This is a genomic window from Microlunatus capsulatus, assembly GCF_017876495.1.
Lineage (GTDB): Bacteria > Actinomycetota > Actinomycetes > Propionibacteriales > Propionibacteriaceae > Microlunatus > Microlunatus capsulatus.
Genome location: NZ_JAGIOB010000001.1, coordinates 3,059,778 through 3,085,532, shown reverse-complemented (window position 1 = coordinate 3,085,532; position 25,755 = coordinate 3,059,778). Strand labels below are relative to the sequence as shown.

General features: G+C 74.9%; 21 protein-coding genes and 1 pseudogene. 12 read left to right on the top strand and 10 right to left on the bottom strand.

What is annotated here, in order from left to right:
* Positions 1 to 4: 4 nt before the first annotated feature.
* From JOF54_RS14260 to JOF54_RS21115, 4 genes and pseudogenes are all read left to right on the top strand, one after another.
* Positions 5 to 841: pseudogene (locus tag JOF54_RS14260) on the top strand (prenyltransferase); the annotation flags it as partial.
* Positions 842 to 869: 28 nt separating this feature from the next.
* Positions 870 to 1,289: a hypothetical protein gene (locus tag JOF54_RS14255; RefSeq protein WP_210056982.1), complete on the top strand. Its 420-nt coding sequence runs from the start codon at positions 870 to 872 to the stop codon at positions 1,287 to 1,289.
* Positions 1,290 to 1,354: 65 nt separating this feature from the next.
* Positions 1,355 to 2,377: an iron-siderophore ABC transporter substrate-binding protein gene (locus tag JOF54_RS14250; protein WP_210056980.1), complete on the top strand. Its 1,023-nt coding sequence runs from the start codon at positions 1,355 to 1,357 to the stop codon at positions 2,375 to 2,377.
* A gap of 105 nt (positions 2,378 to 2,482) precedes the next feature.
* Positions 2,483 to 2,779, top strand: coding sequence for an excalibur calcium-binding domain-containing protein (locus JOF54_RS21115; RefSeq protein WP_210056978.1), 297 nt, complete (start codon positions 2,483 to 2,485; stop codon positions 2,777 to 2,779).
* Positions 2,780 to 2,824: 45 nt separating this feature from the next.
* Here the strand turns inward: JOF54_RS21115 and JOF54_RS14240 are convergent, their stop codons facing one another.
* A complete protein-coding gene (locus tag JOF54_RS14240) occupies positions 2,825 to 3,715 on the bottom strand; it encodes an SDR family oxidoreductase (RefSeq protein WP_210056976.1) in 891 nt (296 codons plus the stop codon).
* Positions 3,716 to 3,830: 115 nt separating this feature from the next.
* On the opposite strand from JOF54_RS14240, the gene JOF54_RS14235 reads away from it, so the two are divergent.
* The gene (locus JOF54_RS14235) at positions 3,831 to 4,427 is read left to right on the top strand and encodes a TetR/AcrR family transcriptional regulator (RefSeq protein WP_210056974.1); all 597 of its coding nucleotides are present in this window, start codon (positions 3,831 to 3,833) and stop codon (positions 4,425 to 4,427) included.
* Entirely contained in the window at positions 4,424 to 4,630 is a 207-nt protein-coding gene (locus tag JOF54_RS14230) for a hypothetical protein (protein ID WP_210056972.1), read from the top strand. Before JOF54_RS14235 ends, JOF54_RS14230 begins: the two co-directional genes overlap by 4 nt.
* Before the next feature lie 165 nt (positions 4,631 to 4,795).
* Here the strand turns inward: JOF54_RS14230 and JOF54_RS14225 are convergent, their stop codons facing one another.
* Positions 4,796 to 5,848, bottom strand: a complete 1,053-nt coding sequence (locus JOF54_RS14225) for an Rv2578c family radical SAM protein (RefSeq protein WP_210056970.1) — start codon at positions 5,846 to 5,848, stop codon at positions 4,796 to 4,798.
* Positions 5,849 to 6,090: 242 nt separating this feature from the next.
* On the opposite strand from JOF54_RS14225, the gene JOF54_RS14220 reads away from it, so the two are divergent.
* Positions 6,091 to 7,290, top strand: coding sequence for an EAL domain-containing protein (locus tag JOF54_RS14220; protein WP_210056968.1), 1,200 nt, complete (start codon positions 6,091 to 6,093; stop codon positions 7,288 to 7,290).
* Between the two features lie 24 nt (positions 7,291 to 7,314).
* On the opposite strand, the gene JOF54_RS14215 is transcribed toward JOF54_RS14220, so the two are convergent.
* Entirely contained in the window at positions 7,315 to 9,615 is a 2,301-nt protein-coding gene (locus JOF54_RS14215; protein ID WP_210056966.1) for a putative bifunctional diguanylate cyclase/phosphodiesterase, read from the bottom strand.
* On the bottom strand, positions 9,608 to 11,626 hold the full coding sequence (locus JOF54_RS14210; RefSeq protein WP_210056964.1) for a glycosyltransferase family 2 protein: 2,019 nt from the start codon (positions 11,624 to 11,626) through the stop codon (positions 9,608 to 9,610). Before JOF54_RS14210 ends, JOF54_RS14215 begins: the two co-directional genes overlap by 8 nt.
* Positions 11,627 to 11,846: 220 nt before the next feature.
* On the opposite strand from JOF54_RS14210, the gene JOF54_RS14205 reads away from it, so the two are divergent.
* The 3 genes from JOF54_RS14205 to JOF54_RS14195 all read left to right on the top strand — a co-directional run bounded on the left by JOF54_RS14205 (position 11,847) and on the right by JOF54_RS14195 (position 16,077).
* Positions 11,847 to 13,730, top strand: a complete 1,884-nt coding sequence (locus tag JOF54_RS14205) for a vWA domain-containing protein (protein ID WP_210056962.1) — start codon at positions 11,847 to 11,849, stop codon at positions 13,728 to 13,730.
* A 117-nt stretch (positions 13,731 to 13,847) separates the two neighbouring features.
* On the top strand, positions 13,848 to 15,218 hold the full coding sequence (locus JOF54_RS14200) for an L-serine ammonia-lyase (protein WP_210056960.1): 1,371 nt from the start codon (positions 13,848 to 13,850) through the stop codon (positions 15,216 to 15,218).
* 64 nt (positions 15,219 to 15,282) lie between these two features.
* Positions 15,283 to 16,077: a transglutaminase-like domain-containing protein gene (locus JOF54_RS14195; protein WP_210056958.1), complete on the top strand. Its 795-nt coding sequence runs from the start codon at positions 15,283 to 15,285 to the stop codon at positions 16,075 to 16,077.
* On the opposite strand, the gene JOF54_RS14190 is transcribed toward JOF54_RS14195, so the two are convergent.
* The 3 genes from JOF54_RS14190 to JOF54_RS14180 are packed head-to-tail and all read right to left on the bottom strand — an operon-like array spanning position 16,056 to position 20,086.
* A complete protein-coding gene (locus JOF54_RS14190) occupies positions 16,056 to 16,643 on the bottom strand; it encodes a DedA family protein (protein WP_210056955.1) in 588 nt (195 codons plus the stop codon). The genes JOF54_RS14195 and JOF54_RS14190 overlap by 22 nt on opposite strands.
* 24 nt (positions 16,644 to 16,667) lie before the next feature.
* Positions 16,668 to 17,522, bottom strand: coding sequence for a YceI family protein (locus tag JOF54_RS21975; protein ID WP_307804187.1), 855 nt, complete (start codon positions 17,520 to 17,522; stop codon positions 16,668 to 16,670).
* On the bottom strand, positions 17,519 to 20,086 hold the full coding sequence (locus JOF54_RS14180; RefSeq protein WP_210056953.1) for an MFS transporter: 2,568 nt from the start codon (positions 20,084 to 20,086) through the stop codon (positions 17,519 to 17,521). The genes JOF54_RS21975 and JOF54_RS14180 overlap by 4 nt, the downstream gene beginning before the upstream one ends.
* 166 nt (positions 20,087 to 20,252) lie before the next feature.
* Between JOF54_RS14180 and JOF54_RS14175 the strand changes: the two genes are divergently transcribed.
* Both JOF54_RS14175 and JOF54_RS14170 read left to right on the top strand, forming a co-directional pair.
* Positions 20,253 to 20,900 (top strand): TetR/AcrR family transcriptional regulator, encoded by a 648-nt coding sequence (locus tag JOF54_RS14175; protein ID WP_210056951.1) that lies wholly within the window; start codon positions 20,253 to 20,255, stop codon positions 20,898 to 20,900.
* A gap of 150 nt (positions 20,901 to 21,050) precedes the next feature.
* Positions 21,051 to 22,148: an ABC transporter ATP-binding protein gene (locus JOF54_RS14170; protein WP_210056948.1), complete on the top strand. Its 1,098-nt coding sequence runs from the start codon at positions 21,051 to 21,053 to the stop codon at positions 22,146 to 22,148.
* Between the two features lie 124 nt (positions 22,149 to 22,272).
* On the opposite strand, the gene murQ is transcribed toward JOF54_RS14170, so the two are convergent.
* From murQ to JOF54_RS14155, 3 genes are all read right to left on the bottom strand, one after another.
* Entirely contained in the window at positions 22,273 to 23,151 is an 879-nt protein-coding gene (gene murQ, locus JOF54_RS14165) for an N-acetylmuramic acid 6-phosphate etherase (RefSeq protein WP_210059579.1), read from the bottom strand.
* 62 nt (positions 23,152 to 23,213) lie between these two features.
* Positions 23,214 to 24,398: an anhydro-N-acetylmuramic acid kinase gene (locus JOF54_RS14160; RefSeq protein WP_210056946.1), complete on the bottom strand. Its 1,185-nt coding sequence runs from the start codon at positions 24,396 to 24,398 to the stop codon at positions 23,214 to 23,216.
* Positions 24,395 to 25,714, bottom strand: a complete 1,320-nt coding sequence (locus JOF54_RS14155) for an MFS transporter (RefSeq protein ID WP_210056944.1) — start codon at positions 25,712 to 25,714, stop codon at positions 24,395 to 24,397. Before JOF54_RS14155 ends, JOF54_RS14160 begins: the two co-directional genes overlap by 4 nt.
* Positions 25,715 to 25,755 lie beyond the last annotated feature (41 nt).

Here is a 25,755-nt window from a genome sequence, read left to right as displayed (position 1 = left end):
GCGCTCGATGCGCCACCTGCTCCGGGTGTCTCGGCCCCGTTTCTGGATGTACCTGCTCGGGCCCTACATGGTGGCCCTCGCAGCGACGTCGCTGCGCCCACCCGTCGAGGTGTGGCTGCTGGGGCTGTACCTGACGCTGCCGGCCAACCTGCTGATCTACGGCGTCAACGACCTCTTCGACGTCGAGACCGACCGGCTGAACCCCAAGAAGCGCGACTACGAGACCCTGCTGCAGACGAGCCAGCGGCGCACCCTCGTCCTCGCGATCCTCGTGCTCAACGTGCCGTTCCTCGCGCTCGTGCCGTTCCTGCCGAACGCCTGGCCGTGGCTGCTGCTGTTCCTCGTCACCGGGATCGGCTACTCGGTGCCGCCGCTGCGGGCCAAGGCCCGTCCGGTCCTCGACGCCGCCTTCAACATCCTCTACGTGGCGCCCGGGCTCGCCGCCTACGCCACCGTCAGCGGCAGCCAGCCGCCGGTCCCCGTGCTGGTCGCGGCGCTGCTGTGGTGCATGGCCATGCACGCCTACTCCGCGGTCCCCGACATCGCCGCCGACCGCGCCGCCGACGTGGCCACGGTGGCCACCCGCTTCGGCCGGGTCCGGACCCTGGTGCTGTGCGGGCTGGCCTACGCGCTGGCCGCCGTCCTGGCCTTCCCCTCGGTCGGCGCCTTCGCGCTGCTGGGCGGGCTGGCCTACCTCGTGATGATCGCCCTCTCGCTGCGCAGCCGCGGCCCGGAGCAGCTGTTCGCCCTCTACCGCCGCTTCCCCGTGCTCAACACCGCGCTGGGCGGGGCGCTGTTCGTGGTCGTCGGGCTGCAGTCGGCCACCTGGCCCTTCGACTGAGCGACGCCGGGCCCCTAGCGTGCAGGGCATGGCCCGCTACGTCCTCGACGCCCCGACCCTGCTGCACCTCGTCGCGCAGGACGCCACAGTGCACGCCGACCACCGGCTGGTCGCCCCGGTGCTGGTCCGCTCCCAGGCCCTGGCCCTGCTGCTGGCCGCCGTCCGCCGGGGCGAGCTCGCCGAGCCCGAGGCGCTGCAGCAGCACGAGCGGCTGACCGCGCTCAAGGTGCGGTTGCTCGGCGACCGCGTCTCGCGTCGCACGGCGTGGCGGATCGCCCGCGAGCAGGACTGGGAGACCACCACCGACGCCGAGTACGTCGCCGTCACCCGCCTGCAGGCCGACGCCCTGGTGACCGTCGACCCGGCGATGGCCGCCCGCTGCGCCGGTCTGGTGCCGCTGGCCCCGTTCGCGGCCCTGCTGAGCGGCGACGAGCCCGGCGCACGCTGACGCCTCGTGTCCTGACGGCGGACGCCGACCGCCCGCCCTCGGCGAGTTAGGTTAGGCTCCCCTTCATGCCTCGTACGACGCCTCTGCGCGCCCTCCGGCGACCGCTCGCCGCCCTCGTCCCTCTCCTGCTCCTCGTCGTCGCCGGGTGCTCCTCGTCGACGCCCGAGGCCGCCGAGCCGGCCGCGTCCGCCTCCGGTGCGGCTGACGCCGCCTTCCCCGTGACCCTCGAGCACCAGTTCGGCAGCACCACGATCCCCGCCGCCCCGCAGCGGGTCGTCACCGTGGGCTTCAACGAGCAGGACTACGCCCTGGCCTTCGGCGTCGAGCCCGTCGGCGTGCGCGAGTTCCTCGGCTACGACGCCCCGAACCGGCCCTGGGCGCCCGAGGGCGTGCGCGGCAAGGACATCCCGACCCTCGGCTCCCAGGACCTCGAGTTCGAGAAGATCGCCGGGCTCGCCCCCGACCTCATCCTCGGCATCAACAGCTACATCGACCAGGCCGCCTACGACAAGCTCGCCGCCATCGCCCCCACGGTCGCGCAGTCGGCCGACGTCGCCCCGGGTGCCACCACCTGGCAGGACCAGACGCTGACCACCGGCAAGGCGCTGGGCCGTGACGCCGACGCCCAGGCCCTCGTCGAGCGCACCGAGAAGGCGTTCACCGACGCCGTCGCCGCCAACGCGTCCTTCGCGGGCAAGTCCGCGGGCTTCGCCCTCGGCTCCTCCGACGCCGGCACCTACAGCCTGGGCGCCGACGACTACCGCACCGGCTGGCTGACCGAGCTGGGCTTCACCGTGCCCGAGAAGGGCGGCGAGGTGAGCTTCGAGCGCCTCGACGTCCTCGACGCCGACGTCCTGCTGGTCGAGGGCTTCGAGCAGAAGGCCCTGGACAACAAGCTCTTCGCCGCGCTGCCGGCGGTCCAGGACGGCCGCCTGGTCAACCTCGGCCAGTTCGACCAGGACTTCGCCGCCGCCCTCGGCTTCAACTCCCCGCTGAGCATCCCGTTCCTGCTCGACATCGCCGTCCCCCGGCTGGCCGCGGCCACCGACGGCGACGCCTCCACCACCCCGGAGGCCTACACCGGCTGAGCCGGACCGGGCGCCACCGCCCGGTGGCGCCCGGCCGGTCACGGTTCCGCAACACCTCGGCGGGACGGCTGAGGGCGGAAAGCGCCCTGCCTAGGGTTTCGGCTCGTGACTTTCTCCCCCAGCCGCGCCGTCGCCGGCGCTCTCGCCCTCGCCGTCCTGTCCCTCCCCCTCGCCGGTGCCGTCAGCCCGGCCGAGGCGAAGTCGTACCACTACAAGAACTGCACCGCGCTGCAGAAGGACTTCACGCACGGCGTCGGCAAGAAGGGCGCCAAGGACAAGGTGAAGGGCAAGGGCAAGCCCGTCACCACCTTCAAGAAGAGCACGACGATCTACAAGGCCGCCGTGAAGTTCAACTCCCGCCTGGACGCCGACAAGGACGGCGTCGCCTGCGAGAAGCGCTGACTCCGGAAGGGCTCCGCCGGTCCCACCGGCGGGGCCCTCGTCGTCTCAGCGGGTGTAGTAGCCCGCCGCCAGGTCCTCGAGCAGCGTCGGACCCGTCGGCGTCCAGCCCAGGCTCTGCTGCGTGAGCGCGCTGGAGGCCGGCAGGTCCAGGGCGAAGAACCGCCCGATCCAGCCGAAGTGCGCCTCGGCGTCCTCCGGGGCGACCGAGGGGGACGGCACCCCGAGGGCGTGGCCGATCGCCTCGGCGACCACCCGGGTCTCGACGCCCTCCTCGGCCACGACGTGCACCGCCGAGCCGGCCGCCCCGCCCTCGAGGGCCAGCCGCACCAGCCGGGCCGCGTCCCGCACGTGCACGGCCGACCAGCGGTGGGTGCCGTCGCCGATGTAGCCCGCGACGCCGGTCTGCCGGGCCACCGCGGCCAGGGTGCCGACGAAGCCGTGGTCACCCTCGCCGTGCACCGTGGGGGCGAAACGGAGGCTGACCGGCCGGACGCCGCGGTCGGCGTAGCCGAGCGCCAGCGCCTCGCCCCCGCCGCGCGGGCTGTCGGCCCCGCCCTGGGTGCGGTCGCTCTCGGTGATGACCTGACCCGGCGCGACCACCGCCGTGCCCGCGGCGAACAGCAGCGGGCGGCCCGAACCCTCCAGCGTCGAGGCCAGCGTCGTGAGCGCGGCCCGCTCGGTGCGGCCGGCGCCCGCGTAGTCAGAGAAGTCGTGGTTGAACGCGAGGTGGATGACGCCGTCGGCCTCGGCCGCGCCCTTCGCCAGGCTCGCGAGGTCGTCGAGGCTGCCCCGCAGGACCTCGGCCCCCTGCCGCTCGACCGCGGCGGCCGACGCGTCCGAGCGGGCCAGGCCGACGACCTGGTGGCCGGCCGCGAGCAGCTCGGGCACGACGGCCGAGCCGATCCAGCCCGACGCTCCGGTGACGAAGACCTTCATGGGTGCTCCTCCCCGCCGGGCCCTGCCCGGCGATCTGATGTCAGCGGCTTGATGTCAGTGACTGCCATCGACGCTAGCACGCGATGTCAGCGGCTGCCATCAGTAGGATGACGGCATGGGTCGCTGGGAGCCGGACGCGCGCGGACGGCTGCGGCTCGCGGCGCTCGAGCTCTACGGCGAGCACGGCTTCGAGCAGACGACGGTGGCCGACATCGCCGACCGCGCCGGGGTCACCGAGCGCACCTTCTTCCGGCACTTCGCCGACAAGCGCGAGGTCCTCTTCGACGGCTCGGGCGAGCTGGAGCGCCGGGCGGTCGACGCGATCGTCGCGGCCCCGGCGTCCGCCGACCCGGTCGAGGCGGTCGTGACCGGCATGGTCGCGGGCGCCGCGCCCCTCGACGAGCACCGTCCGTACTCGCTGCTGCGCGCGGCGGCCATCGCCGGCAACGCGAGCCTGGTGGAGCGCGAGCTGCTCAAGCTGGCGACGCTCACGGCCGCCTCGGCCGAAGCACTGCGGACCCGCGGGGTGCCCGAGCCCGACGCCGCCCTGGCCGCGGAGGTGGGTGTCACCGCCTTCAAGGTCGGCTTCGCGCGGTGGCTCGGCGACGAGCCGCCCGGGGACCTCACCACCTGCATCCGCACGGCCCTCGACCAGCTGCGGCGGCTGGCGGCACCCGCCGCGGCGCCGGACCCGGTCGCCGCCGACCGGTGAGCGAGGACCTCGACCCCGTCGCCCGGCTGCAGCGCTGGGAGGCCTTCGGCGCGCACTGGCAGGTGGTGGACGACGACGGCGCCCGGGTCACCGTCGCCCTGTGCCGGTGCGACGGCGGCGAGGAGGTCGACCGGCTCACCTCCGACGCGCCGGGCCTGCGCGCCTTCCTCGCCGGGCGGAGGAGCAGCGCGGGCGAGGGCTGAGGCCCTGCGACAGGCTCAGGGCGCGGGTGGGCGAGACCCCTTCGACAGGCTCAGGGAGCGGTGCGGCCCCTTCGACGGGCTCAGGGGCCCTTCGACGGGCTCAGCGAGCGGTGCGGCCACTTCGACGGGCTCAGGGAGCAGTGCGTGACGCGGTGGGGTAGGGCGTCAGAAGAGCGTCGGCGCCTCCTCCACGGCCGGGGTCGGCACCGCGGCCGCCGCCCGGGCTGCGCGGGGGACGGCGCGCAGCCAGGCCGGCCGGTCGAGGCCGTGCCGGCGGATGGCGCGGCCGGCGCGACGGGCGAGGTCCTCGGCGTAGGAGCGCAGGACGTAGGAGCCACCGCGGTAGAGCTCGGCGTAGGCGTCGACGAGGTCGGGCCGGTGCTCGCCGAGGTGCTGCAGGAACCACTCGCGGCTGCCGGGCCGCAGGTGCAGGGCGAGGACGGTGGCGCTGGTCGCTCCGGCCGCGGCGACGTCGGCGAGCACGGCGTCCAGGTCGTCGTCGGAGTCGGTGATCATCGGCAGCACCGGCGCCACCAGGACCTGGCAGGGCAGCCCGGCGTCGGCGATGGCCCGGACCAGGTCCAGCCGGGCCCGGATGCTGGGGGCGCCGGGCTCCAGCACCGTGTGCAGGTGCTCGTCGACCAGCGCGATGGAGACGCCGAGGTTGACCGGCACCTGCGTCGCCGCGTCGGCCAGCAGCGGCAGGTCGCGCCGGGCCAGCGTGCCCTTGGTGAGCACGGAGACCGGCGTCCCCGAGCCCGCCAGCGCGGCGATGATGCCCGGCATCAGCCGGTAGCGGCCCTCCGCCCGCTGGTAGGGGTCGGTGTTCGTCCCGAGCGCGACCGGCTCGCGGCGCCACGACGGCCGCCGCAGCTCGCGCTGCAGCACCTCGGCGACGTTGGTCTTGACGACGATCTGGGAGTCGAAGTCGGCCCCGCTGTCCAGGTCGAGGTAGGTGTGGGTGCCCCGGGCGAAGCAGTAGACGCAGGCGTGGCTGCAGCCCCGGTAGGGGTTGACCGTCCAGCGGAACGGGGCGGCGCTGGTGCTCGGCACCTCGTTGAGCGCCGAGCGGGCCAGCACCTCGTGGAAGGTGATGCCGGCGAACTCGGGGGTCTGCACCGTGCGCACCAGGTCGGCGATCCGGCCCAGGCCCGGGAGCGCGCCCGCCGGGCCGTCCGCGCCGGCCGTCGTCGCCAGCCGCTGACCCTCCCACCGCATGCCGGTATTAGAACACGTGTTCGACCACCGGGTCGAGAGCGGCGGCGGCGACGCCCGGAAGCACACGTCAGGGCCGTCGGGCGCGGCCCCGGGACGGTCGTCGCCCCGGGTGCGATAATCAGCCGTGCTCATCCCCCAGCGCGGCCGCCGTCCCGGCTCCCGCACCCCGGCTCGGGCCACCCGTCTGCGGCCCGGCCGACATGCCTGAGGGCACCTCCCCCGGCGCGCGGCCCCGGCGCCCGATGCCCGGCCCCGCCTACCGCCTCGCCGCCCTGGCCGCCCGCGTGCTGGGCTTCGGCGACGCCACCTTCGCCCTCGTCGACGGACCCGTGCAGGGCGTGATGGCCTCCACCCGGCCGCGCTCGGACGCCGACGGCCAGGCGGCCGCCCGGCTCAGCGAGGTCGTCGCGGCCACCGCCGCCCCCGTCGTCGTCGGTGACCTCGGCGCCTCCTCCGACCCGGCGACGGCCGGTGCCAGCGGGGCCTTCGTCGGGGTGCCCCTGCTGGACGCCGCCCAGGCCGTCGTCGGCGTCCTCTACCTCACCGACATCGTGCCGCGCGAGGTGGACGCCGCCGAGCTGGAACTGCTCACCGACTTCGCCGCCGTCGCCGCCGACCAGCTGGACCTCACCCGGCGGGCCAACAACCTGCAGGGACCGAGCGAGCGCGGCGCCGCCGCCCTGGTCCGCGCGATCGGGCACGGCGAGATCGTCCCCTGGTACCAGCCGATCGTCGAGCTGCGGACGGGCCGGTTGGTCGGGCTCGAGGCGCTGGCCCGCTGGGAGCACCCCTCGGGCGCGCTGGACGACCCCGGCGTCTTCATCCCGCTGGCCGAGCGGACCAACCTCATCGTCGACCTCGACCGCGCGGTGATGCGGCGGGCCTTCCTCGACCTCAGCCGCTGGCGCCACCGGCACCCCTCGCTGCGGGTCAGCGTCAACCTGTCCGGGCGCCACCTCGACCAGGACGACTGGGTCGACCACGTCCGCCGGGCCGCCGCCACCGCCGAGCTCGACCCGTCCGCGGTGACGCTGGAGCTGACCGAGACCGTCCGGCCCACCGGCCCCGGGCTGACCGCCGACACCGTCGAGGAGGTCCGCGACCACGGCTTCCAGGTCTGGTTCGACGACTTCGGCACCGGCTGGGCGTCCCTGCAGGAGCTGGTGGCCTACCCGCTGGACGGCATCAAGATCGACCGCTCGTTCGCCGCGCAGCTGGGCCGCCACGTCGACAACACCGTCGTCCGGGCGATGGCCACGGCGGCCGCGGAGCTGGGCCTGAAGGTGACCATGGAGGGCGTCGAGACCCGGGAGCAGGCGGCGATCTCCCGCGAGCTGGGCTGCGACTTCGGCCAGGGCTACCTGTGGTCCCGACCGCTGCCGGCCGCCCGCATCGAGGCGCTGCTGGTCACCGACGACGGCGAGCTGCCCGTCCTGGGCTGAGCACCCCCGACACGGCCGCCCCGCTCAGCGCGTGACGGCCTGCTGGGCCAGCTGGCCCAGCACCTCGGTGCCATCGACCAGTCCGCCGAACAGCTCCCCCTGCCCCAGCTCGCAGCCGACCCGGCGCAGCAGCTCGAGGTCCTGCTCGGTGGTCACGCCCTTGACCGCGGTCAGCAGCCCGAAGTTCCGCACCCCGCGGACCATCAGCTCGAGCAGCCCCTCGGCGGCGCGCGAGCTGTGGTCGAGCAGGGTGCCGTCCAGCTTGACGGCGTCCAGCGGCAGCGTGGCCAGCCGCCGGACCGAGCTGTGGCCGGCGCCGAAGTCGTCGAGGCTGACGGGGGTGCCACCGCCGCGCAGCCGGGACAGGTGGTGCAGGACGGCCGGGTCGTCGACCAGGCCGGTGTCGCTGATCTGCACCATCAGCTGCGGCGCCGGGGTGCCGGAGGCGTCCAGAGCGGCCCGGACGTCCTCGAGGATCCGCGGGCGGCCCACGTGCCGCACGGAGACGCGGACGCTGACCCGGACCCCGCCGAACCCGGCGGCCTCCCACTCCGCGATCTGCTGGGCGACCCGGAGCAGGGCCCAGGCGTCGAGGTCGAAGATGAGGTCGGTGGTCTCGGCCACCGGGCGGAAGTCGGGGACGGGCACCAGGCCGACGCCCGGGCGGTCCCAGTGCAGGATCGCCTCCCAGCCCAGCGGACGGCGGGCGACGAGGTCCACCACCGGCTGGAACCGCAGCTGCAGCTGGTTCTGCCACAGCGCGTTCCGCAGCCCGCGCTCCAGGTCGACCCGGCCCTGCAGCTCGCGCCGGAGCCCGGCGTCGAACACCTCGGTGCGGCCGCGTCCCCGGTTCTTGGCCCGGTAGGCGGCCGTGTCGGCCTCGACCAGCAGCGCGTCGGCGTCGGTGCGGGCGTCCTGGCTGATCGCCACGCCGACGCTGGCGCCCACGCTCACGGCCTCGCCGTTCGCCAGCACGATGGGGGCCGAGACCTCGGCGATCAGCCGCTCCCCCACCGCGACCGCGGAGCGCTCGTCGACGACCGGCTCCAGCAGCACGACGAACTCGTCCCCGCCCAGCCGGCCGACGACGTCGCCGCCGCGGACCACCGCCTGCATCCGCCGCGACACCGTCCGCAGCACGTCGTCGCCGGCCCCGTGGCCGAAGGTGTCGTTGACCGCCTTGAAGCCGTCGAGGTCGACGAACAGCAGGCCGATCATCGCGCCGCTGCGCTGCGCCCGGTTCAGCGTGCCGGTGAGCAGCTCCAGGCTCTGCGCACGGTTCGGCAGCCCGGTGAGGGAGTCGTGCGCCGCCTGGTGGGCGAGCTCGGCCTGCGCCTCCTCCCGGCGCCGGTCGGCGGTGACGATCTGGTGGATGGCCACGTTCATCCGGGCCACCACGAGCAGGAACATGACGACCGAGGCGGCCACGACGGCCCAGATGTCGAGGGGCACCCCCAGCACGTGCTGGACCGCGAGCGTGCCCGGCGCGACCAGCACGGCCGTGGCCGTCGCGATCTGCCGGCGGCGGCTGAAGACCGGTCGGCCCGGGGGTGCGGTCTGCGAGAGCGTCCGCATCGAGGGGTGCAGCGCGGCCGCCCCGACGAGCACGTAGGAGAACAGCCAGATGAAGTCGATGGGGCCGGTGCTGCCGATGGACAGCAGGCCCAGGGCGGTGGCGGCGGTGTCGGCGATGATGACCAGGCCGACCGCGCTGACGAGCATCCGCAGGGCGGCCGTGTGCGTCCCCGGGGTGATCACGAGGGCGACGAGCATGGCGATGATCGTGATGTCGAGCAGCGGGTAGGCGGCCGCCACCGCCGCCGCCAGCCACGAGTCGGCCGACTCGTCGAGCGTCGGGCGGGCCAGCAGCACCCAGCACAGCAGGTAGAGCCCGACGGCGACGGTCAGGCTGTCCAGGGCCCCCTCGACGTCGCGCCGGGGGCGCCGACCGCGGGTCAGCAGGAACAGGCTGAGGCCCAGCAGCGGGTACCCGGCCAGGTAGACGGCGTCGGCGGGCGTCGGGAAGGCGTCGGTCGGGGCCACGGCGCCCTGGACCGTGCCGACGAGGTCGGCGAGCACCCAGGTCAGCTGGCTGGCAGCCAGCGCCTGCCAGGCGCGCGGCCGCTCCGGCTGGTGCAGCCGCAGGCCGACGAGGACCCCGAGCGCCCCGACCAGCCCGGTCGCCACGTAGAGGACCTCGCGGGCCAGGCCGGCGGGCAGCACCTGGTGGACGCCGATGAGGGCCAGGCCGACGGCGACGAGGACCAGCCAGCCGTAGGGCCGCCGCGGCCCACCCCGGAGGGGGTGGGGTGCGTCCTCACCCATGCTGACGGACGAGGACCGGGCGCTTGGAGCGACCCGTCGGGAGCGTGGCGGCGACCGCGGGCGCCTGCGGCGGCAGGCCGTCGACCACGCCCGGGGGCGTGTGGAACAGCCACAGCGAGAGCGCCCGGTAGGTGTCCCAGTCGTGCGCCGGCACCCGGAGGGAGACGTGGTCGACGCCGTCGGCGTGCTGGACCCGGACCGTCTCCAGCTGGAGCTCGGCCGCGCCCGGCAGGTGCAGGGTGACCAGGCCGGCCGTCTCGGCGAGCGCGCCCTGGGGCAGCTCGACGGCCGCGCCGCCGACGGAGACGTCGACCAGCTCGCCGCGCTGCCCGTTGAGGTTCACGGGCGCCCGGACCGGAGCCCGGTAGGCGTTGCGCCGCGACGTGGCGTAGGCGGAGCTCTGGATCCGGCGCAGGCCCAGGGTCAGCACCACCAGCGCGAAGGCCAGCCAGACGCCGCTGGCGATCGTGCCGCCGGCCGTGACCTCCCACGGGACCCGGCCGGTGAGGCCGAGCAGGCCGTAGACGACGACGAAGACCGTCAGCCCGACCAGCGCCCAGAGGACGCCGGGGACCTTGCCGCGCGCCCGCCCGCTGGCGCCGGACTTCGGCGTCACCTGGAACGTCAGCTCGCGCCGGGTGAGCAGCCACCACAGGCAGGACAGCCCGACGGGCACCCGGAGGATGCGGAGCGCGAACGCCGTCCGCCAGCGCAGGTGCATCCGGAACAGCCGCTTGGCACCCCAGAGGCGGGTGCTGAACATCAGCAGGAACGCGACGGCGAAGGCCAGCGGCGAGGCCGTCGAGGTCCGGGCCCCGCTGACCAGGACGGCGGCCGGGATGAGGAAGGAGACCGCGGTGGCCACGCCCTCCAGCCAGTACAGGGTGCCGCCCAGGTACTCGTAGTAGTTGCGCCAGGACAGCCAGCGCTTGGCCGCCCACAGCCGCTCGGTGACGAGCACCTGCATCGAGCCCATCCCCCAGCGGCGGCGCTGGAGGAGGTACTGGTCCGGCGTGCTGGGCGCGAGCCCGACGGCCACCACCTGGTGGTGGTAGGTCGTCTTCCAGCCCGCCCGCAGCAGGTTGAGGGTGGTGTGCATGTCCTCGACGATGGTCTCGGTCGAGACCCCGCCCACCCCGGCCAGCGCGTCGGTGCGGATGAGCGAGGTCGACCCGCACCAGAAGGGCCCGGCGCCGTCCTTGTTCCGGGCCGGCATGAGGACGTAGAAGAACATGCCCTGCTCGCCGGTCTCCCCGTCGTCGTCGAAGGCGCCGACGTTGTAGTAGGCCTGCGGGGCCTGCACGAGGGCGATCTCGGGGTCGTCGAACCAGCCCAGGGTGTCGGTGAGGAAGGTGGGCAGCGGCACGTGGTCGCAGTCGAGGACGGCGATGACGTCGACCGGCTCGGCCCCGGCGGCCACCTCGGCCTGCAGCAGGGCGAGGGCGTGGTTCATGTTGCCGGCCTTGGCGTGGGTGTGCTCGTCGCGGCGGACGTACCGGGCGCCGTAGCGGGTGGCCATCTCCTCCACCCAGGGCCGGTCGCCGTCGTCCAGCACCCAGGTCTGGTGGGCCGGCTGCAGCTCGCAGGCGGCGGCGATCGTCGGGGCGATGACCTCGACCGGCTCGTTGTAGGTGGGGATGAAGACGACGGCGCGGTGCCCGGGCCCGGCGACGGTGACCGGGTCGGGGCCGACGGTGTCGATGTCCCACAGGGTGATGGTCCGGAAGAGGATGCCGGCCAGCGGGACGGCCTCGAAGGTCAGCAGGACCAGCGCGGCGACCAGGTCGAAGCCGCCGGTCGGCAGGGTGAAGACCAGCCGCCAGGTCAGGTAGAGCACCAGCGCGGTGAGGGAGGCGATGCCGCCGAGGTGGGCCATCCGGCGCGAGCGGCGCCCCTCGGGCCGGGGCCGACCCAGCAGGTTGGCCCAGCTGGCGAGCCGGGCACCGCTGGTGACGGAGGCGCGGCCGGCGCGCACGAGCACGGGCAGCCGGTTCCGCGGGCGCACCGTCATGGCGCGGTCCGATCGGCTCTCGACGGCTTGCGGGCAGCGTGCACGGGGGACCTTTCCTGGCCAACCCCGAGTTCGCTGCCCCGATCGTAGCGTCAGCGGACCGCCGCGGGCAGCCGGACGGCGTCGGCGGGGCGGGTGCTGCGTCACACGGCGGCACAGCGCGCCCGGCTACCATCGGCCCCTGCGAGCAGGACCGGCCGACCGCCTGCCAGGAGGACTGATGGCCCGCACGACCCCGGGGAGCGTGCGCCGGCCCGTCCGCGCGGCGGCCGCCGCCCTGACCGCGCTGGTGCTCGCCCTGCTGGTGCTGCCGGTGCCGGCCGCCGTCGCCGCGGACACGAAGGCGCAGCTGCTGTTCGTCCTCGACTCCTCCGGCTCGATGCAGGAGAAGACGGCCGACGGCGAGGTGAAGATCGCCGCGGCGAAGACAGCCATGGACGCCGTCGTCGGGCAGATCCCGGCCGACACCGCCGTCGGGCTGCGGGTGTTCGGCGCCAAGGTGTTCAACCGGGGCGACGAGGGCGCCTGCACCGACTCCCAGCTGGTGGTCCCGGTCAGGACGGGGCAGACGAAGGCGCTGCGCGCGGCCATCGACGACTACGCCCCCTACGGCGAGACGCCCATCAGCTACGCGCTGGAGCAGGCTGCCGACGACCTCGGCGACGGCAACGGCAAGCGGACGATCGTGCTGCTCTCGGACGGCGAGTCGACCTGCGACCCCGACCCCTGCGAGGTGGCCGGGGAGATCACGAAGGCGGACAAGAACCTGCAGGTCGACGTCGTCGGCCTCGACGTCAGCGGCGACGCCCGCGACCAGCTCACCTGCGTCGCGTCCCGCGGCCGCGGCACCTACTACGACGCCCGCAACTCCGAGACGCTGGCCAGCAGCCTGCAGACGCTGCGCAACCGGGCGGCCCGGCCGTTCGAGGTGAGCGGGGAGCCGGTGACCGGCGGGACGACGCCGGAGCAGGCCGCGGCGCTGACCGCCGGCGCGTGGTCCGACGAGCTGCCGGCGACCGGGACCGACGACGTCCGCTACTACGACGTCTACCGCGAGACCCTCCGCTCGACGCTGCACGTGGCCGCGTCGCTGAACCGGCTGGGCCGGCCCGACGCGCTGGCCGTCTCCCTCAGCACCCCGGACGGCACCGTGTGCGGGACCGCGGCCGACTTCCGCCAGGACGACGCCGGCTCCTCGATCCTGGCCGCCGCCGTCAGCGCCGGGCAGCAGACGGGCAAGCCCCCGGTCGCAGCCTGCGCGGAGGCGACGACGCTGCGGCTCGCCGTCCGCCGGGCCGACGTCGTCGACGGCGAGGCCCGCTACCGCGGCGCCGGCACCGTCCCGGTGGAGATCACCGTCACCGAGGAGCGCGAGGTCACCGATACCGACGGCCTCCCGCGCGCGACCGGCTCGGAGCCCTTCGAGCCGGTGTTCGGGGAGAACCCGCGCAGCACCGTCGCGGGCAGCTCGTTCGCCGACGCGCCGACGGTCGAGGAGGGCAACTACTCCTCCACGCTGGTGCCCGGGGAGACCCAGGTGCTGCTCGTGCGCCAGACCTGGGGCCAGCACCTCGACGCCACGCTGACCTTCACCCAGCCGTCCTCGACGCTGGCGAAGAAGATCGGCGCGCAGGAGGTGAAGGCCAACATCACCGTCCTGTCCCCCGTCCGCGGCCGGGCGACCACCAGCGCGGGCGGCGGCGAGGACTTCCTCAATCCCGACGGCCGGCTGGTGCTGGGCGCCTCGACGACGCCGGTCCGCTTCCTCAACCGGGCGCAGGCGCCGGAGCGGGCGAGCAGCTTCGTCCCGGGCCGCTACGCCGTCGTCGTCTCCCTGGGCGCCGACCCCGACGACCAGAGCTATGTCGTCCCCTACACGCTGAACCTGCAGGTGGAGGGGAAGAAGGCCGGCGCCCCGACCTACGCCCCGGCCGAGGCGGCACCGCCCGTGCCCAGCCCGACGCCCTCGGCCCAGCCGTCGGCGGAGGCGCCGGCGGCCGACGACGGCGGCGGCGGCTCCCGGTGGGTCTGGGTCGCGGGCATCGCCGTCGTCGTCCTCGCGGCCGGCGCTGGCTTGCTGCTCCTGCGTTCCCGGCGGCGCTGACCCGGACGCTGGCCCTGGAAATGCAGCGCCAGTGAGCCGGGACGGGCTCGAAACGGCCTCCTCGGTGTCACTGGCGCTGCATTTCCAGGGCGAGCGCGGCAGGAGGACACTGGGCCGGTGACGGTGAGCGTGTTCGACCTCTTCAGCATCGGGATCGGCCCGTCGAGCTCGCACACCGTCGGGCCGATGCGCGCGGCGGGCCGCTTCGTCACCACCCTCGCCGACACCGGCCTGCTCGGCCGGACCACGCGGGTCCGCTCCGAGCTCTTCGGGTCCCTCGGCGCCACCGGCCACGGGCACGGCAGCTACGACGCCGTCGTCTGGGGCCTGGAGGGCGAGGATCCCGAGACCGTCGACACCGCGACCGCCCCGGCCCGGGCCGCCGAGGTGCGCGCGAGCCGCCGTATCCGGCTGGCCGGCACCCACGAGGCGGGCTTCGACCCCGACGACGACCTGGTCCTGCACCGCCGTCGCACCCTCCCCTTCCACCCCAACGGGATGACGTTCACCGCCTGGTCGGGCGAGGAGGTCCTGACGACCCGCACCTACTACTCCATCGGCGGCGGCTTCGTCCTCGACGACGACGGCACCGGCGCCCCGGCCCTGCGGCCCGACCCGACGCCGGTCCCGTTCCCCTTCCGCACCGGCGCCGAGCTGGTCGGGCTGTGCCGTGCGCACGACCTGCGGATCAGCGACCTCATGCTGGCCGACGAGTGCGCCCGACGGCCCGAGGCCGACGTCCGGGCCGGGCTGCTGGAGATCTGGGCCGTGATGGTCGACTGCGTCCGGGCCGGCAGCAGCACCCCGGGCGTCCTGCCCGGCGGGCTCAAGGTCCGCCGCCGGGCCGCCGACCTGCACCGCTGGCTGCAGGCCACCGCCGACCCCACCGACCCGCTCGGCGCCCTCGACTGGGTCAGCCTCTGGGCGCTCGCGGTCAACGAGGAGAACGCCTCCGGCGGCCGCGTCGTCACCGCCCCGACCAACGGCGCGGCCGGCATCATCCCCGCCGTCCTGCACTACGCCATGCGCTTCGTGCCCGGCGCCGACGACGACACCGTCGTCCGCTTCCTCCTGGTGGCGGGCGCGATCGGCGCCGTCTACCAGCAGACGGCGTCCATCTCGGGCGCCGAGGTGGGCTGCCAGGGCGAGGTCGGCACCGCCTGCTCGATGGCGGCCGCCGCGCTCACCGAGGTGCTGGGCGGCACCGTCGACCAGGTGGAGAACGCCGCCGAGATCGGCATGGAGCACCACCTCGGGCTGACCTGCGACCCCGTCGGCGGGCTGGTCCAGATCCCCTGCATCGAGCGCAACGCCGTCGGCTCGGTCAAGGCGATCACCGCGGCCCGGCTGGCCATGCGCGGGGACGGCCGGCACACCGTCAGCCTCGACCAGGTCATCAAGACGATGATGCAGACCGGCGCGGACATGAAGGTGAAGTACAAGGAGACCTCCCGCGGCGGTCTCGCAGTCAACATCGTCGAGTGCTGAGCACACCTGGGTCCTGGCCCGGGCCGTCACCTCGCCGTAGCACCGCTGCGGCAGCATGGCGGCCATGCAGCGCACGGTCACCTCGCACCTCGACCTCGCCCTGACGGGCTCCAGCAAGCTGGTCTTCAGCGTCGCCGTCGCCGCCGGCGTCCCGCTGGCCGAGGAGGAGCTGGTGGTCCTCGCCGACGGCGCGCGGGTCGAGCCCGTCGAGCTGGTCGACGGCCAGGGCAGCCGGCTGCACGTCCTCCGCACGTCGGCGCAGCGGGTCACCCTGGACTACCGCGCGGTGGCGCAGGGCCAGGCCGCCCCGCCGGCGGTCGACGAGCTGGACCTCGTCACCTACGTCCGGCCCAGCCGCTACTGCGAGTCCGACACCCTGGGCCCGACGGCCGCCGGCGAGCTGGGCGGGCTGGCCGAGGGCGAGCTGCTGCGCGGCGTCGCCGACTGGGTCGCGGGCCACCTGACCTACGCGGCGGGCTCCAGCCTGCCGACCGACGGCGCGGTCCGGACCCTGCTGGGCCGCCAGGGCGTCTGCCGCGACTTCGCGCACCTCTCCGTCGCCCTGCTGCGCGCGCTCGACGTGCCCGCCCGGCTGGCTGCGGTGTTCGCGCCCGGGCTCAGCCCGATGGAGTACCACGCGGTCTGCGAGGCCTACGTGGACGGCGCCTGGTACGTCGTCGACGCCACCCACCTGGCGCCGCGGCAGAGCCTGCTGCGCGTCTCGACCGGCCGCGACGCCGCCGACACCGCCTTCCTCACCAACCTGGGCGGAACGGTGCAGCTGACCGGCCTGGAGGTGACGGCCACCGTCGACGAGCTGCCCGTCGACGACGGCTCTCAGCTGCTGCAGCTGGTCTGAGCCGCCTCGTCCGCGCGCTGCTGGCGGCGCCGGACCAGCCGGCCGACGACGGTGCTGGCCACCACGGCCAGCACGACGGCGGCGGTGACGGCCAGCACCGGGTGCCCGCTGAGCCGGCCGCCCAGCGCGCCGGCGGCGGTGTAGAGCGCGGCCCACAGGCCGCAGCCCACGAGGTCGGCGGCGACGAACCGCCGCCGGCTGGCCCCGGAGAGGCCCAGCGCGATGATCACCGGGGCGCGGGTGCCGGGCACCAGCCGAGCCGTGACGACGGCGCTGAAGGCACTGCGGTCCAGCCAGCGGCGGGCCTGCGCGACCCGGGGGCCGGTGGCGCGCCGGTCGAGCCAGCCCTGCAGCGGCACCCGGAGCAGCCGGGCCCCGGTCAGCAGCACGGTGTCCCCGGCCGCGGAGCAGACCCAGCAGACGAGGAACACCGCCGCCGTCCCGAGCGCCGACGGCGCCGCCAGGGCCGCGGCCGCGCCCACCAGCTCCCCGGTGGGGACGAACGGGACGGACGAGGCGACCAGCACCGTGAGCCCGAGCAGCAGCAGGTCGCCCAGGCCGTTCACACCGGCCCGCTCACGCGGCGCCGGTCACGGCTGCAGCACGGCCTCGACGTCGATCGTGACGCGCAGCGTGGTCCCGAAGACCGCGATGCCCACGCCGACGGCCTGGTTCCAGTTCAGCTGGAAGTCCTGGCGCCGCAGCTCGGTGGTGGCGCTGAAAGCGGCGCGGGTCCCGCCCCACGGGTCGGGGCCGCTGCCGAGGTAGGCGAGGTCCAGCTGCACCGGACGGGTGGTGCCGACCAGGGTCAGCCGGCCGGGCAGCACCCAGCCCGCCCCGCCGCGCTCGACCCGGTCGGCCTCGAAGCGCAGCGTCGGGAAGCGTTCGACGTCGAGGAAGTCGGCCGAGCGCAGGTGCGCGTCGCGCTGGGCGTTGCCGGTCTCGATCGAGGCGGCGACGATCTCGGCGTCCACCCGGGAGCGGGCGACGTCGGGGTCGACGGTGATGGCGCCGGCGAACTCGGTGAAGCGGCCGGTGACCGTGGCCAGCCCGAGGTGGTGGGCCTTCGCGGCCACCGTCGAGTGGGCGGTGTCGATGACGTAGAGCCCGGGGGTGGGCAGGTCGGTGCCGCCGCGGCGGGAGAGCCGCAGCTCCCCCACCGACCACGACGGCCCGGCCGGCACGACGACGGTGAGGGCCTTCGGCTCGTGGGCCGGGGCCGCGACCAGCATCGTCCCCGGACCGGCGGGCAGCCCGTCGAGGGTGAAGCGGCCGTCGTCGCCGGCGGTGGCCCGGCCGAGCTGGCCGCCGTCACCGCCCAGCAGCGTCACCGTCGCGCCGGCCACCGGCCAGCCCTCCGGGGTGACCACCCGTCCGTGCGCCGCGGTGAGGGCCACCCCGGTGCCGGCCGGGCGGGTGCCCGGGCTCCAGGAGCCGCTGCTCACCGCTGCTCCGCGGGCACGCCGTGCCCGGACAGGGCGCCGGTGCCGGAGCCCAGCGGGACCTGCAGGGCCGAGACGGCGTCCTCGTCGACGACGACCTCCATCGCGACCGGGGCGTAGCCCGCGGCGGTCAGGGTGTAGCGGCCGGCGGCCAGGTCGTCGAAGAGGTAGTCGCCGTCCTCGCCGGTCAGCGCGGTGTCGACCACCTGGCCCTCGGCGTCGACCAGGGTGACGGTCGCCTCGCGGACGGCGTGGCCGTCGGAGGCGGCGACGACGGTGCCGGTCAGCCGGCCGCCGCCGGTGACGGCGAGGTCGCAGGCGAGGGCGCCCGACTCGGGGACCTCGACGCCGCGGGCCAGCGGGCGGTGCTCGGCGCTCTGCGCGGTCAGCACGTAGCTGCCGGCGACGAGGCGCTCGAAGGCGTAGCCGCCGTCGGCCTCGCTGCGGGTGGAGGCGACGACCTCCCCGGTCACGTCGGTCAGGGTGACCAGGGCGTCGGGGACGCCGACGGGGGCGTCGCGCTCCGCGTCGTGACGGAGCACCCGGCCGGTGATGGCCGAGCGGCCGGCCAGCGTGACGTCGCGGACCACCGGGGCGTCGCCGACGGCCACCAGGCTCGCCGTCGGGGCCCGGTGCGCCGCGGCCACGATGAGCAGGAAGGTGCCCCCCGAGCCCAGCGGCAGCACGTAGCGGCCGTCCTCGTCGCTGACCGTGCGCCCGACCTGACGGCCCGACTGGTCGGCCAGGGTGACCTGCGCCCCGGCCAGCGGCCGGGTCGCGTTCTGCCGCACGGTGCCGGAGACGGCCAGCGGCGCGGGCGCCGCCTGCGCCGCGACCGGCTCCAGCTCGGGCTCGGGCTCGGGCGCGCGCTGCTCCAGCACCGCGCCCGCGGCCCGGCGGGCGGCGACGGGCTGGCCGTGGCCGTTGCGGGAGGCGGCGTCGGCGTCGGCCTCGTGGTCGGCCGGGGCGTTCCAGCGCTGCTCGGTCGTCGTGTCCTCGGCGCCCTCGGGCACCAGGGCCTCGCCGCGGCCGCGGAGCACGCGCTCCTTGAGGAAGATCGTCACCAGGAAGGCGAGGAGCGCGAACGGCGCGGCCACCAGGAAGACGTCGGCGATGGAGGACCCGTAGGCGCTCTGCACGATGGTGCGGACCGGCTCGGGGATGGTCGACAGGTTGGGGATCCCGCTGCCGCCCGCGGCCGCCGCCCCGGAGGCGTCGATGCCGGCGGCGGCGAGGCCGTCCTCGAGGTGGTGCCGCACGCGGTTGGCCAGCAGGGCGCCCAGGGCGGAGACCCCGATGGCCCCGCCGAGCGAGCGGGAGAAGGCGACGAACGAGCTGGCGGCCCCCAGGTCGCGGGGCTCGATGACGTTCTGGACGGCCAGCACGAGGTTCTGCAGCAGCATGCCGACGCCGGCGCCCACGAGCAGCATGTACGGCGCCACGACCCAGTAGTTCGTGTCGAAGGCGATGGTGGACAGCAGGCCCAGGCCGGCCGTCATCAGCACGCCGCCGACCAGCACCCACGCCTTCCACTTCCCGGTCCGGCTGATGACCTGGCCCGAGATCGTGGAGGAGAAGAACAGGCCCGCGATCAGCGGGATGGTCATGACGCCGGCCATCGTCGGGGACTCCCCGCGCGCCAGCTGGAAGTACTGGCTGAGGAAGACGGTGCCGCCGAAGAGGCCGACGCCGACGAAGAGGCTGGACAGCGCGGCCAGGGCGACGGTCCGGTTGGCGAAGAAGCGCAGCGGGATGATCGGCTCGGGCGCGGTGCGCTCGGCCAGCACGGTGAGGGCCAGCAGGGCGATGCCGCCGCCGACCATCAGCCAGGTCTGCCACGACCACCAGTCGAACTCCTGGCCGGCCAGCGAGACCCAGATGAGCAGGGAGGACACGCCCGCGGCGAGCAGGATCGAGCCGAGGTAGTCGATGTGCACGGGGCGCTTGACCACCGGCAGCTTGAGCTTGAGCTGCAGGACGACGAAGGCCGCGACCGCGAAGGGGACGCCGACGTAGAAGCACCAGTGCCACGACAGGTGCTCGGTGAGCACGCCGCCGATCAGCGGGCCGCCCACGGTGGCCAGCGCGAAGGTGGCGCCGAGGTAGCCGGAGTACTTGCCGCGCTCGCGCGGGGAGATCATGGTCGCGAGGATCACCTGCGCGAGGGCGGTCAGGCCGCCACCGCCCAGGCCCTGCAGGACGCGCATCGTGATCAGCATGCCCATGCTCTGCGAGAGCCCGGCGACGGCCGAGGCGACGACGAAGATCAGCAGGGCGATCTGGACGAGCAGCTTCTTGGAGAACAGGTCGGCGAGCTTGCCCCAGATCGGGGTCGAGATCGTCGTGGCGAGGAGGGCGGCGACGACCACCCAGGTGTAGCCGGACTCGCTGCCGCCGAGGTCGGGGACGATGATCGGCAGGGCGTTGGAGACGACCGTGGACGACAGGATCGCCACGAACATGCCGAGCAGCAGGCCCCACAGGGCCTCCATGATCTCCCGGTGCGACATCGTGAACTGCTGGTCTTGCTGGTCCTGCTGGACCGGCGCCGTGGTGGTGGTGCTCATCAGTTCCTTCTGGCTCTGAGGTGGGCTCGGCGGTGCGTCCCCGGACCGGCCGACGTGCGCGCTAAGCGGAAGATCTTGTTCCGGTTCACCGTAACATAGCCGTGTGATGCATTATTCCGAGCCCGGCGGGCGCCCACGGGCCGCGCGGAGCGGGCACCCTGGGACGGTGACGTCGACCTCCGCCCCCCTCCCCCTCCGCGCCGACGCGCAGCGCAACCGCGAGCAGCTCATCGCCGCCGCCGCCCGCACCTTCGTCGCGGGCGGCCCGGAGGTGCCGATGGAGGAGATCGCCCGCGCCGCCGGCGTGGGGGTCGGGACGCTCTACCGCCGCTTCGCCGACCGCGAGTCGCTGATGGTGGCCGTCGCCCAGACCAGCCTGCAGACCCTCCTCGACCGGGTGCGGGCCGCGGTCGAGGAGGAGCCGCAGGCCTGGGACGGGCTGGTGCGCGCCATGCGCCACCTGCGCGAGCTGAAGCTGACGATGCCCGCCGCCGACCCGCTGCCCGCCGCCTTCGCCACGGCCGTCCGCGCCGACCCCGAGGTGCAGCGGTTGCGGCACGAGCTGGACGTCGTCGTCGAGGAGCTCGTCGCCGCCGCCCGGGCCGAGGGCACGCTGCGGGCCGACGTGGGCGCCGGCGACGTCGTGCGGGTGTTCACGCTGCTCTACCGCTCGGCCCCGGCGCCCGGCGACGCGCTGGCCGACCTGGCGACGGAGCGGGCCCTCGCCCTGCTCCTCGACGGGCTGCGGGCCGGTCCGCACCAGCAGCTGCCGGGCCGCCCGCTGACCACCGCAGAGCTCGGCCGGCGGCGCTGAGATCCCTCGGTCCCGGCCAGGGGCCTGCAGACTCACAGCCTCTTCCCAGGCGCGATCTGTTGCTGCCCCACGAGGCGCATGTCACACTTCGTCTGTTATTTCCACTACGGATCGTCGGGCACGTACCTGCCCGTGGAAAGGAAGTGTGGCGTGGCCACAGTCCAGTTCAACGATGCAACCCGGGTCTACCCGGGTGCTGACCACCCCTCCGTCGACAAGCTCAACCTCGACATCGGCGACGGCGAGTTCATGGTCCTCGTCGGCCCCTCCGGCTGCGGGAAGTCGACCTCGCTCCGCATGCTCGCCGGCCTGGAGGAGGTGAACGCGGGCGCCATCCACATCGGCGACCGTGACGTCACCGACCTGCCGCCCAAGGACCGCGACATCGCGATGGTCTTCCAGAACTACGCCCTGTACCCCCACATGACCGTGGGCGACAACATGGGCTTCGCGCTGAAGATGGCCGGGGTCAACAAGACCGAGCGGCAGCAGCGCGTCCTGGAGGCCGCCAAGCTGCTGGGCCTCGAGGACTTCCTCAACCGCAAGCCGAAGGCGCTCTCCGGTGGCCAGCGCCAGCGCGTCGCCATGGGCCGCGCGATCGTCCGCTCGCCCCAGGTCTTCCTCATGGACGAGCCGCTGTCGAACCTCGACGCCAAGCTCCGCGTCTCCACCCGCACCCAGATCGCGGCCCTGCAGACCCGGCTCGGCGTCACCACCGTCTACGTGACCCACGACCAGGTCGAGGCCATGACGATGGGTGACCGCGTCGCGGTCATGAAGGACGGCGTCCTCATGCAGGTCGACACCCCGCTGGGGCTGTACGACACCCCGAAGAACCTCTTCGTGGCGGGCTTCATCGGCTCCCCCGCGATGAACCTCATCGAGGGCACCGTCGTCGACGGCGGCATCAAGGTCGGCGACTACACCGTGCCGGTCCCCCGCGAGTGGCTCTCCAAGGCGGCGGGCGAGGACAAGCTGACCCTCGGCATCCGTCCGGAGAACTTCAACATCTCCGACGCCGGCGAGGGCATCGGCCTGGACGTGGCCGTCGTCGAGGAGCTCGGCGCCGACGCGTTCCTCTACGGCACCCTCACGGGTCTGGACGAGGACGCCCGCCTGACCGCCCAGCAGATCGTGGCCCGCATCTCGTCGCGGCGCCCGCCGAGCCGGGGCGCGACCGTGCGCCTGACCGCTGACGCGGAGCACTTCCACGTGTTCTCCACCAAGACCGGCGACCGCCTCTCCTGAGGTCTCCCCGGTCGCGGTGACACGCGGCTGAACGTCCAGCAGGCCCCCGGCTCCGGCCGGGGGCCTGCTGCGTCCCCGGGTCCGCGCGGTCCGGTCACCGAGGGCGGCCAGCCGGTGGGCGGGCTCAGCCGGCGACGGCCTCGCGCACCCGGCCGCCGTGCGCGGCCAGCCGGTCCCGGGCCGCCGGCGCGTCGCAGCCGGCCAGCAGCATGACGACCGCCGTCTTCGCGTGCCCGTCGGCCGCCCGCAGCGCGGCGTCGGCCCGTCCCTCGTCGACGCCGGCCGCGCCCGCGACGATCCGCCGGGCCCGGTCCACGAGCTTGGCGTTGGTCGGGCGGACGTCGACCATGAGGTTCTTGTAGACCTTGCCGGTGCGCACCATGGCGGCGGTCGAGAGCATGTTGCAGACCATCTTCTGGGCGGTGCCGGCCTTGAGCCGGGTCGAGCCGGTGAGCGCCTCGGGGCCGGTGTCGACCTCGACGGCGACGTCGGCCAGCGCGCTCACGGGTGAGCCGGGGTTGCAGGCCACCGACACGGACCCGGCGCCGACGCGGCCCGCGTGCCGCAGGGCGGCCAGCACGTAGGGGGTGCGGCCGCTCGCCGCGAGCCCGACGACGACGTCGGCCGGCCCGACGCCCAGCGCCTCGAGGTCGGCGACGGCGAGGTCCTCGTCGTCCTCGGCCCCCTCGACCGCGACGGCAAAAGCCCCGTCGCCCCCGGCCAGCAGTCCGACGACCTCCGACGGGGCGGTGCCGAAGGTGGGCGGGCACTCGACGGCGTCCAGCAGGCCCAGCCGGCCGCTGGTGCCGGCGCCGACGTAGACGAGCCGGCCGCCCTGCTGGCGAGCGGCGACCACGAGGTCGACGGCGCGGGCGACGGCGGGCAGCACCCGCTGGACCGCCGCGGCCACCGTCCGGTCCTCCGCGTTGATCGCCTGCAGCACCTCCAGCGTGGACATGGCGTCGAGGTCGGTGGTGCGGGGGTTCGCGGTCTCGGTGCGCAGGGCCGCGAGGCCGGCCGGACCGGGAGCGGCGCCGGCCTCGGGCCAGCGCGTCGGGGTGGTGGTCACCGGCTGCTCCTGTCCTGGTCGACGACCAGCTGGGTCGGGCGTGCGGGAGGTCGCTCCCACCGCGGCCAGCCGTCCCGGCCCGGGGTCAGCGAGCCGAGGACGCTGGCGTGCCGGGCCCCCGTGCACGACGGTACCGACGCCGGCAGGCCCGCGAGGGTGAAGTAGCCGAGCAGGGCGAAGGCGTAGGCCTCCTTGGCGCCGGCGGGCAGCCCCAGCTCGTCCGACAGCAGCAGCGGCACCCCGTCGAGCCGGTCGCGGAGGGCGGCCAGCAGCGTCGGGTTGCGGGTGCCGCCGCCGGCGGCGACCACCTCGACGGCGCCGGCGGCCCGGACCGCGGCCGCGGCCGTCTCGGCCGTCAGCGCGGTCAGGGTGGCCAGCAGGTCCGGCAGGGCCAGCGCGGGCCGCCCGGCCAGGAACGGGTCGAGGTAGTCGGGCGAGAACAGCTCCTTGCCCGTGCTCTTCGGGGCGGGGCGGGCGTAGTAGGGCTCGGCGAGCAGCGCGGCCAGCAGGTCCGCGTCGACGTGGCCGGCGGCCGCCCGGGCGCCGTCGAGGTCGTACGCCTCGGCCCCGCCGGTGGCCCGCTGGACCACGGCGTCCAGCAGGGCGCTGGCCGGGCCGGTGTCGAAGGCGACCGGCTCGGCGCCGGGGGCGACGACCGTGACGTTGGCGATCCCGCCCAGGTTGAGCGCCACCGAGGCCCGCTCCCGGCTCCGCAGCCACAGCACGTCCAGCGCGCTGACCAGCGGCGCGCCCTGGCCGCCGGCGGCGACGTCACGGCTGCGCAGGTCGGAGACGACGGGCAGCCCGGTCCGCTCGGCGACCCAGGCCGGCTGACCCAGCTGCAGCGTGCCGCGGACCCGGCCGTCCTCGGCCCAGTGGAAGACGGTCTGGCCGTGCGAGACCACCAGCTCGGCCCGGCCGTCGCACAGCTCGGCGTCGGCGCGGGCGGCGAGGTCGGCGAAGGCCTGGCCGACGGCGGTGTCGAGCCGGCAGACCGTGGCCATCGTGGTGGCCGCCGGCGGCAGGGCGGACCGGAGCGTGTCGACCACCTCGGCCGGGTAGGGCGCGCTGACCAGGCCGAGCGGGCGCAGGTGGACGGTGCCGTCGCGGATCTCGAGGTCGGCCGCCGCGGCGTCCACGGCGTCGAAGGACGTGCCCGACATCAGGCCGATGACCCTCACCGGTCGGCCAGCGCGCGGCGGTGCGCGTCGCCGCGCAGGGTGAGCAGGGCGACGGCGCTGACCAGGCAGGTCGCCATCACGTAGTAGGCAGGGATGTCGACGTCGCCGGTGGCGGCGATGAGCGCGGTGATGATGAGCCCGGCCGAGCCGGAGAACACCGCGTTGGACAGCGAGTACGCCAGACCGAGGCCGGTGTAGCGGACCGTCGTCGGGAACATCTCCGACAGCATCGCGGGGCCGGGGCCGGCGATCAGCCCGACGACGGCGCCCGCCACCAGCACCGCCAGACCCTTGCCGGCCAGCCCGCCGTCCTCGTCCTGCAGCACGCCGAGCAGGGGCAGGGCCAGCACGACGATGGCCAGGGTGCCGGCCAGCATCACCGGCCGCCGGCCGACCCGGTCGCTCAGCCGCCCGGCGGGCAGGATCGTCGCGGCGAAGCCGACGTTGGCCAGCACCGTGGCCACGAGGGCCTGCTGGAAGGTGGCGCCGAGCGAGGTCTGCAGGTAGGCGGGGATGACGACGAGGAAGGTGTAGCCGGCCGCCGACCACCCCATCAGCCGGCCGATGCCCAGCGCGATGGCCGCAGCGACGCGGCGGGCCGGGAGCGGGGCGGCCTCGACCGCCGGGGTCTCCTCGGCGACCCGCTGGAACGAGGGCGTCTCCTCCAGCCGCAGCCGCAGCCACAGGGCGACCAGACCGAGCGGGAGGGCGAGCAGGAAGGGGACCCGCCAGCCCCAGGCGCTCAGCTGCTCGGTGCTCAGCAGGCCGCCGAGCACCGCGCAGACGCCCGCGCCGCCGAGCAGCCCGAGCGCGACGGTGAAGGACTGCCAGGCGCCGAAGAGGCCGCGCCGCCCGGGCGGGGCGAACTCCGTCATCACCGACACGGCCCCGCCGAACTCCCCGCCGGCCGAGAGCCCCTGGAGGATCCGGACCAGGGTGAGCAGCACGGGCGCGGCCACGCCGACGGTGGCGTAGGTGGGCAGCAGCCCGATGAGCGTCGTGGCCCCGGACATCAGCAGGAGCACCAGGACCAGCGTCGGCCGGCGGCCGATCCGGTCGCCGACCCGGCCGAACAGGGCCGCGCCGACGGGGCGGAAGAAGAACGCCAGCGCGAACGAGACGTAGGTCTTGACCAGCGCCTCGAGGGAGCCGCCGCCGTCGGGGGTGAAGAAGTTGGCCGCGATCACCGTGGCCAGGAAGCCGTAGACCCCGAACTCGTACCACTCGATGAAGTTGCCGACCGAGCCGGCGACCAGGGCGCGGCGCGACCGCTCCGGGCTGGTCCGGTCGGGTGCGAGGTCGGCAGAGGTGGTCACGTGTTCCTACTTTTCTCGCCCCGGGCGCTGCGTGTCAATCT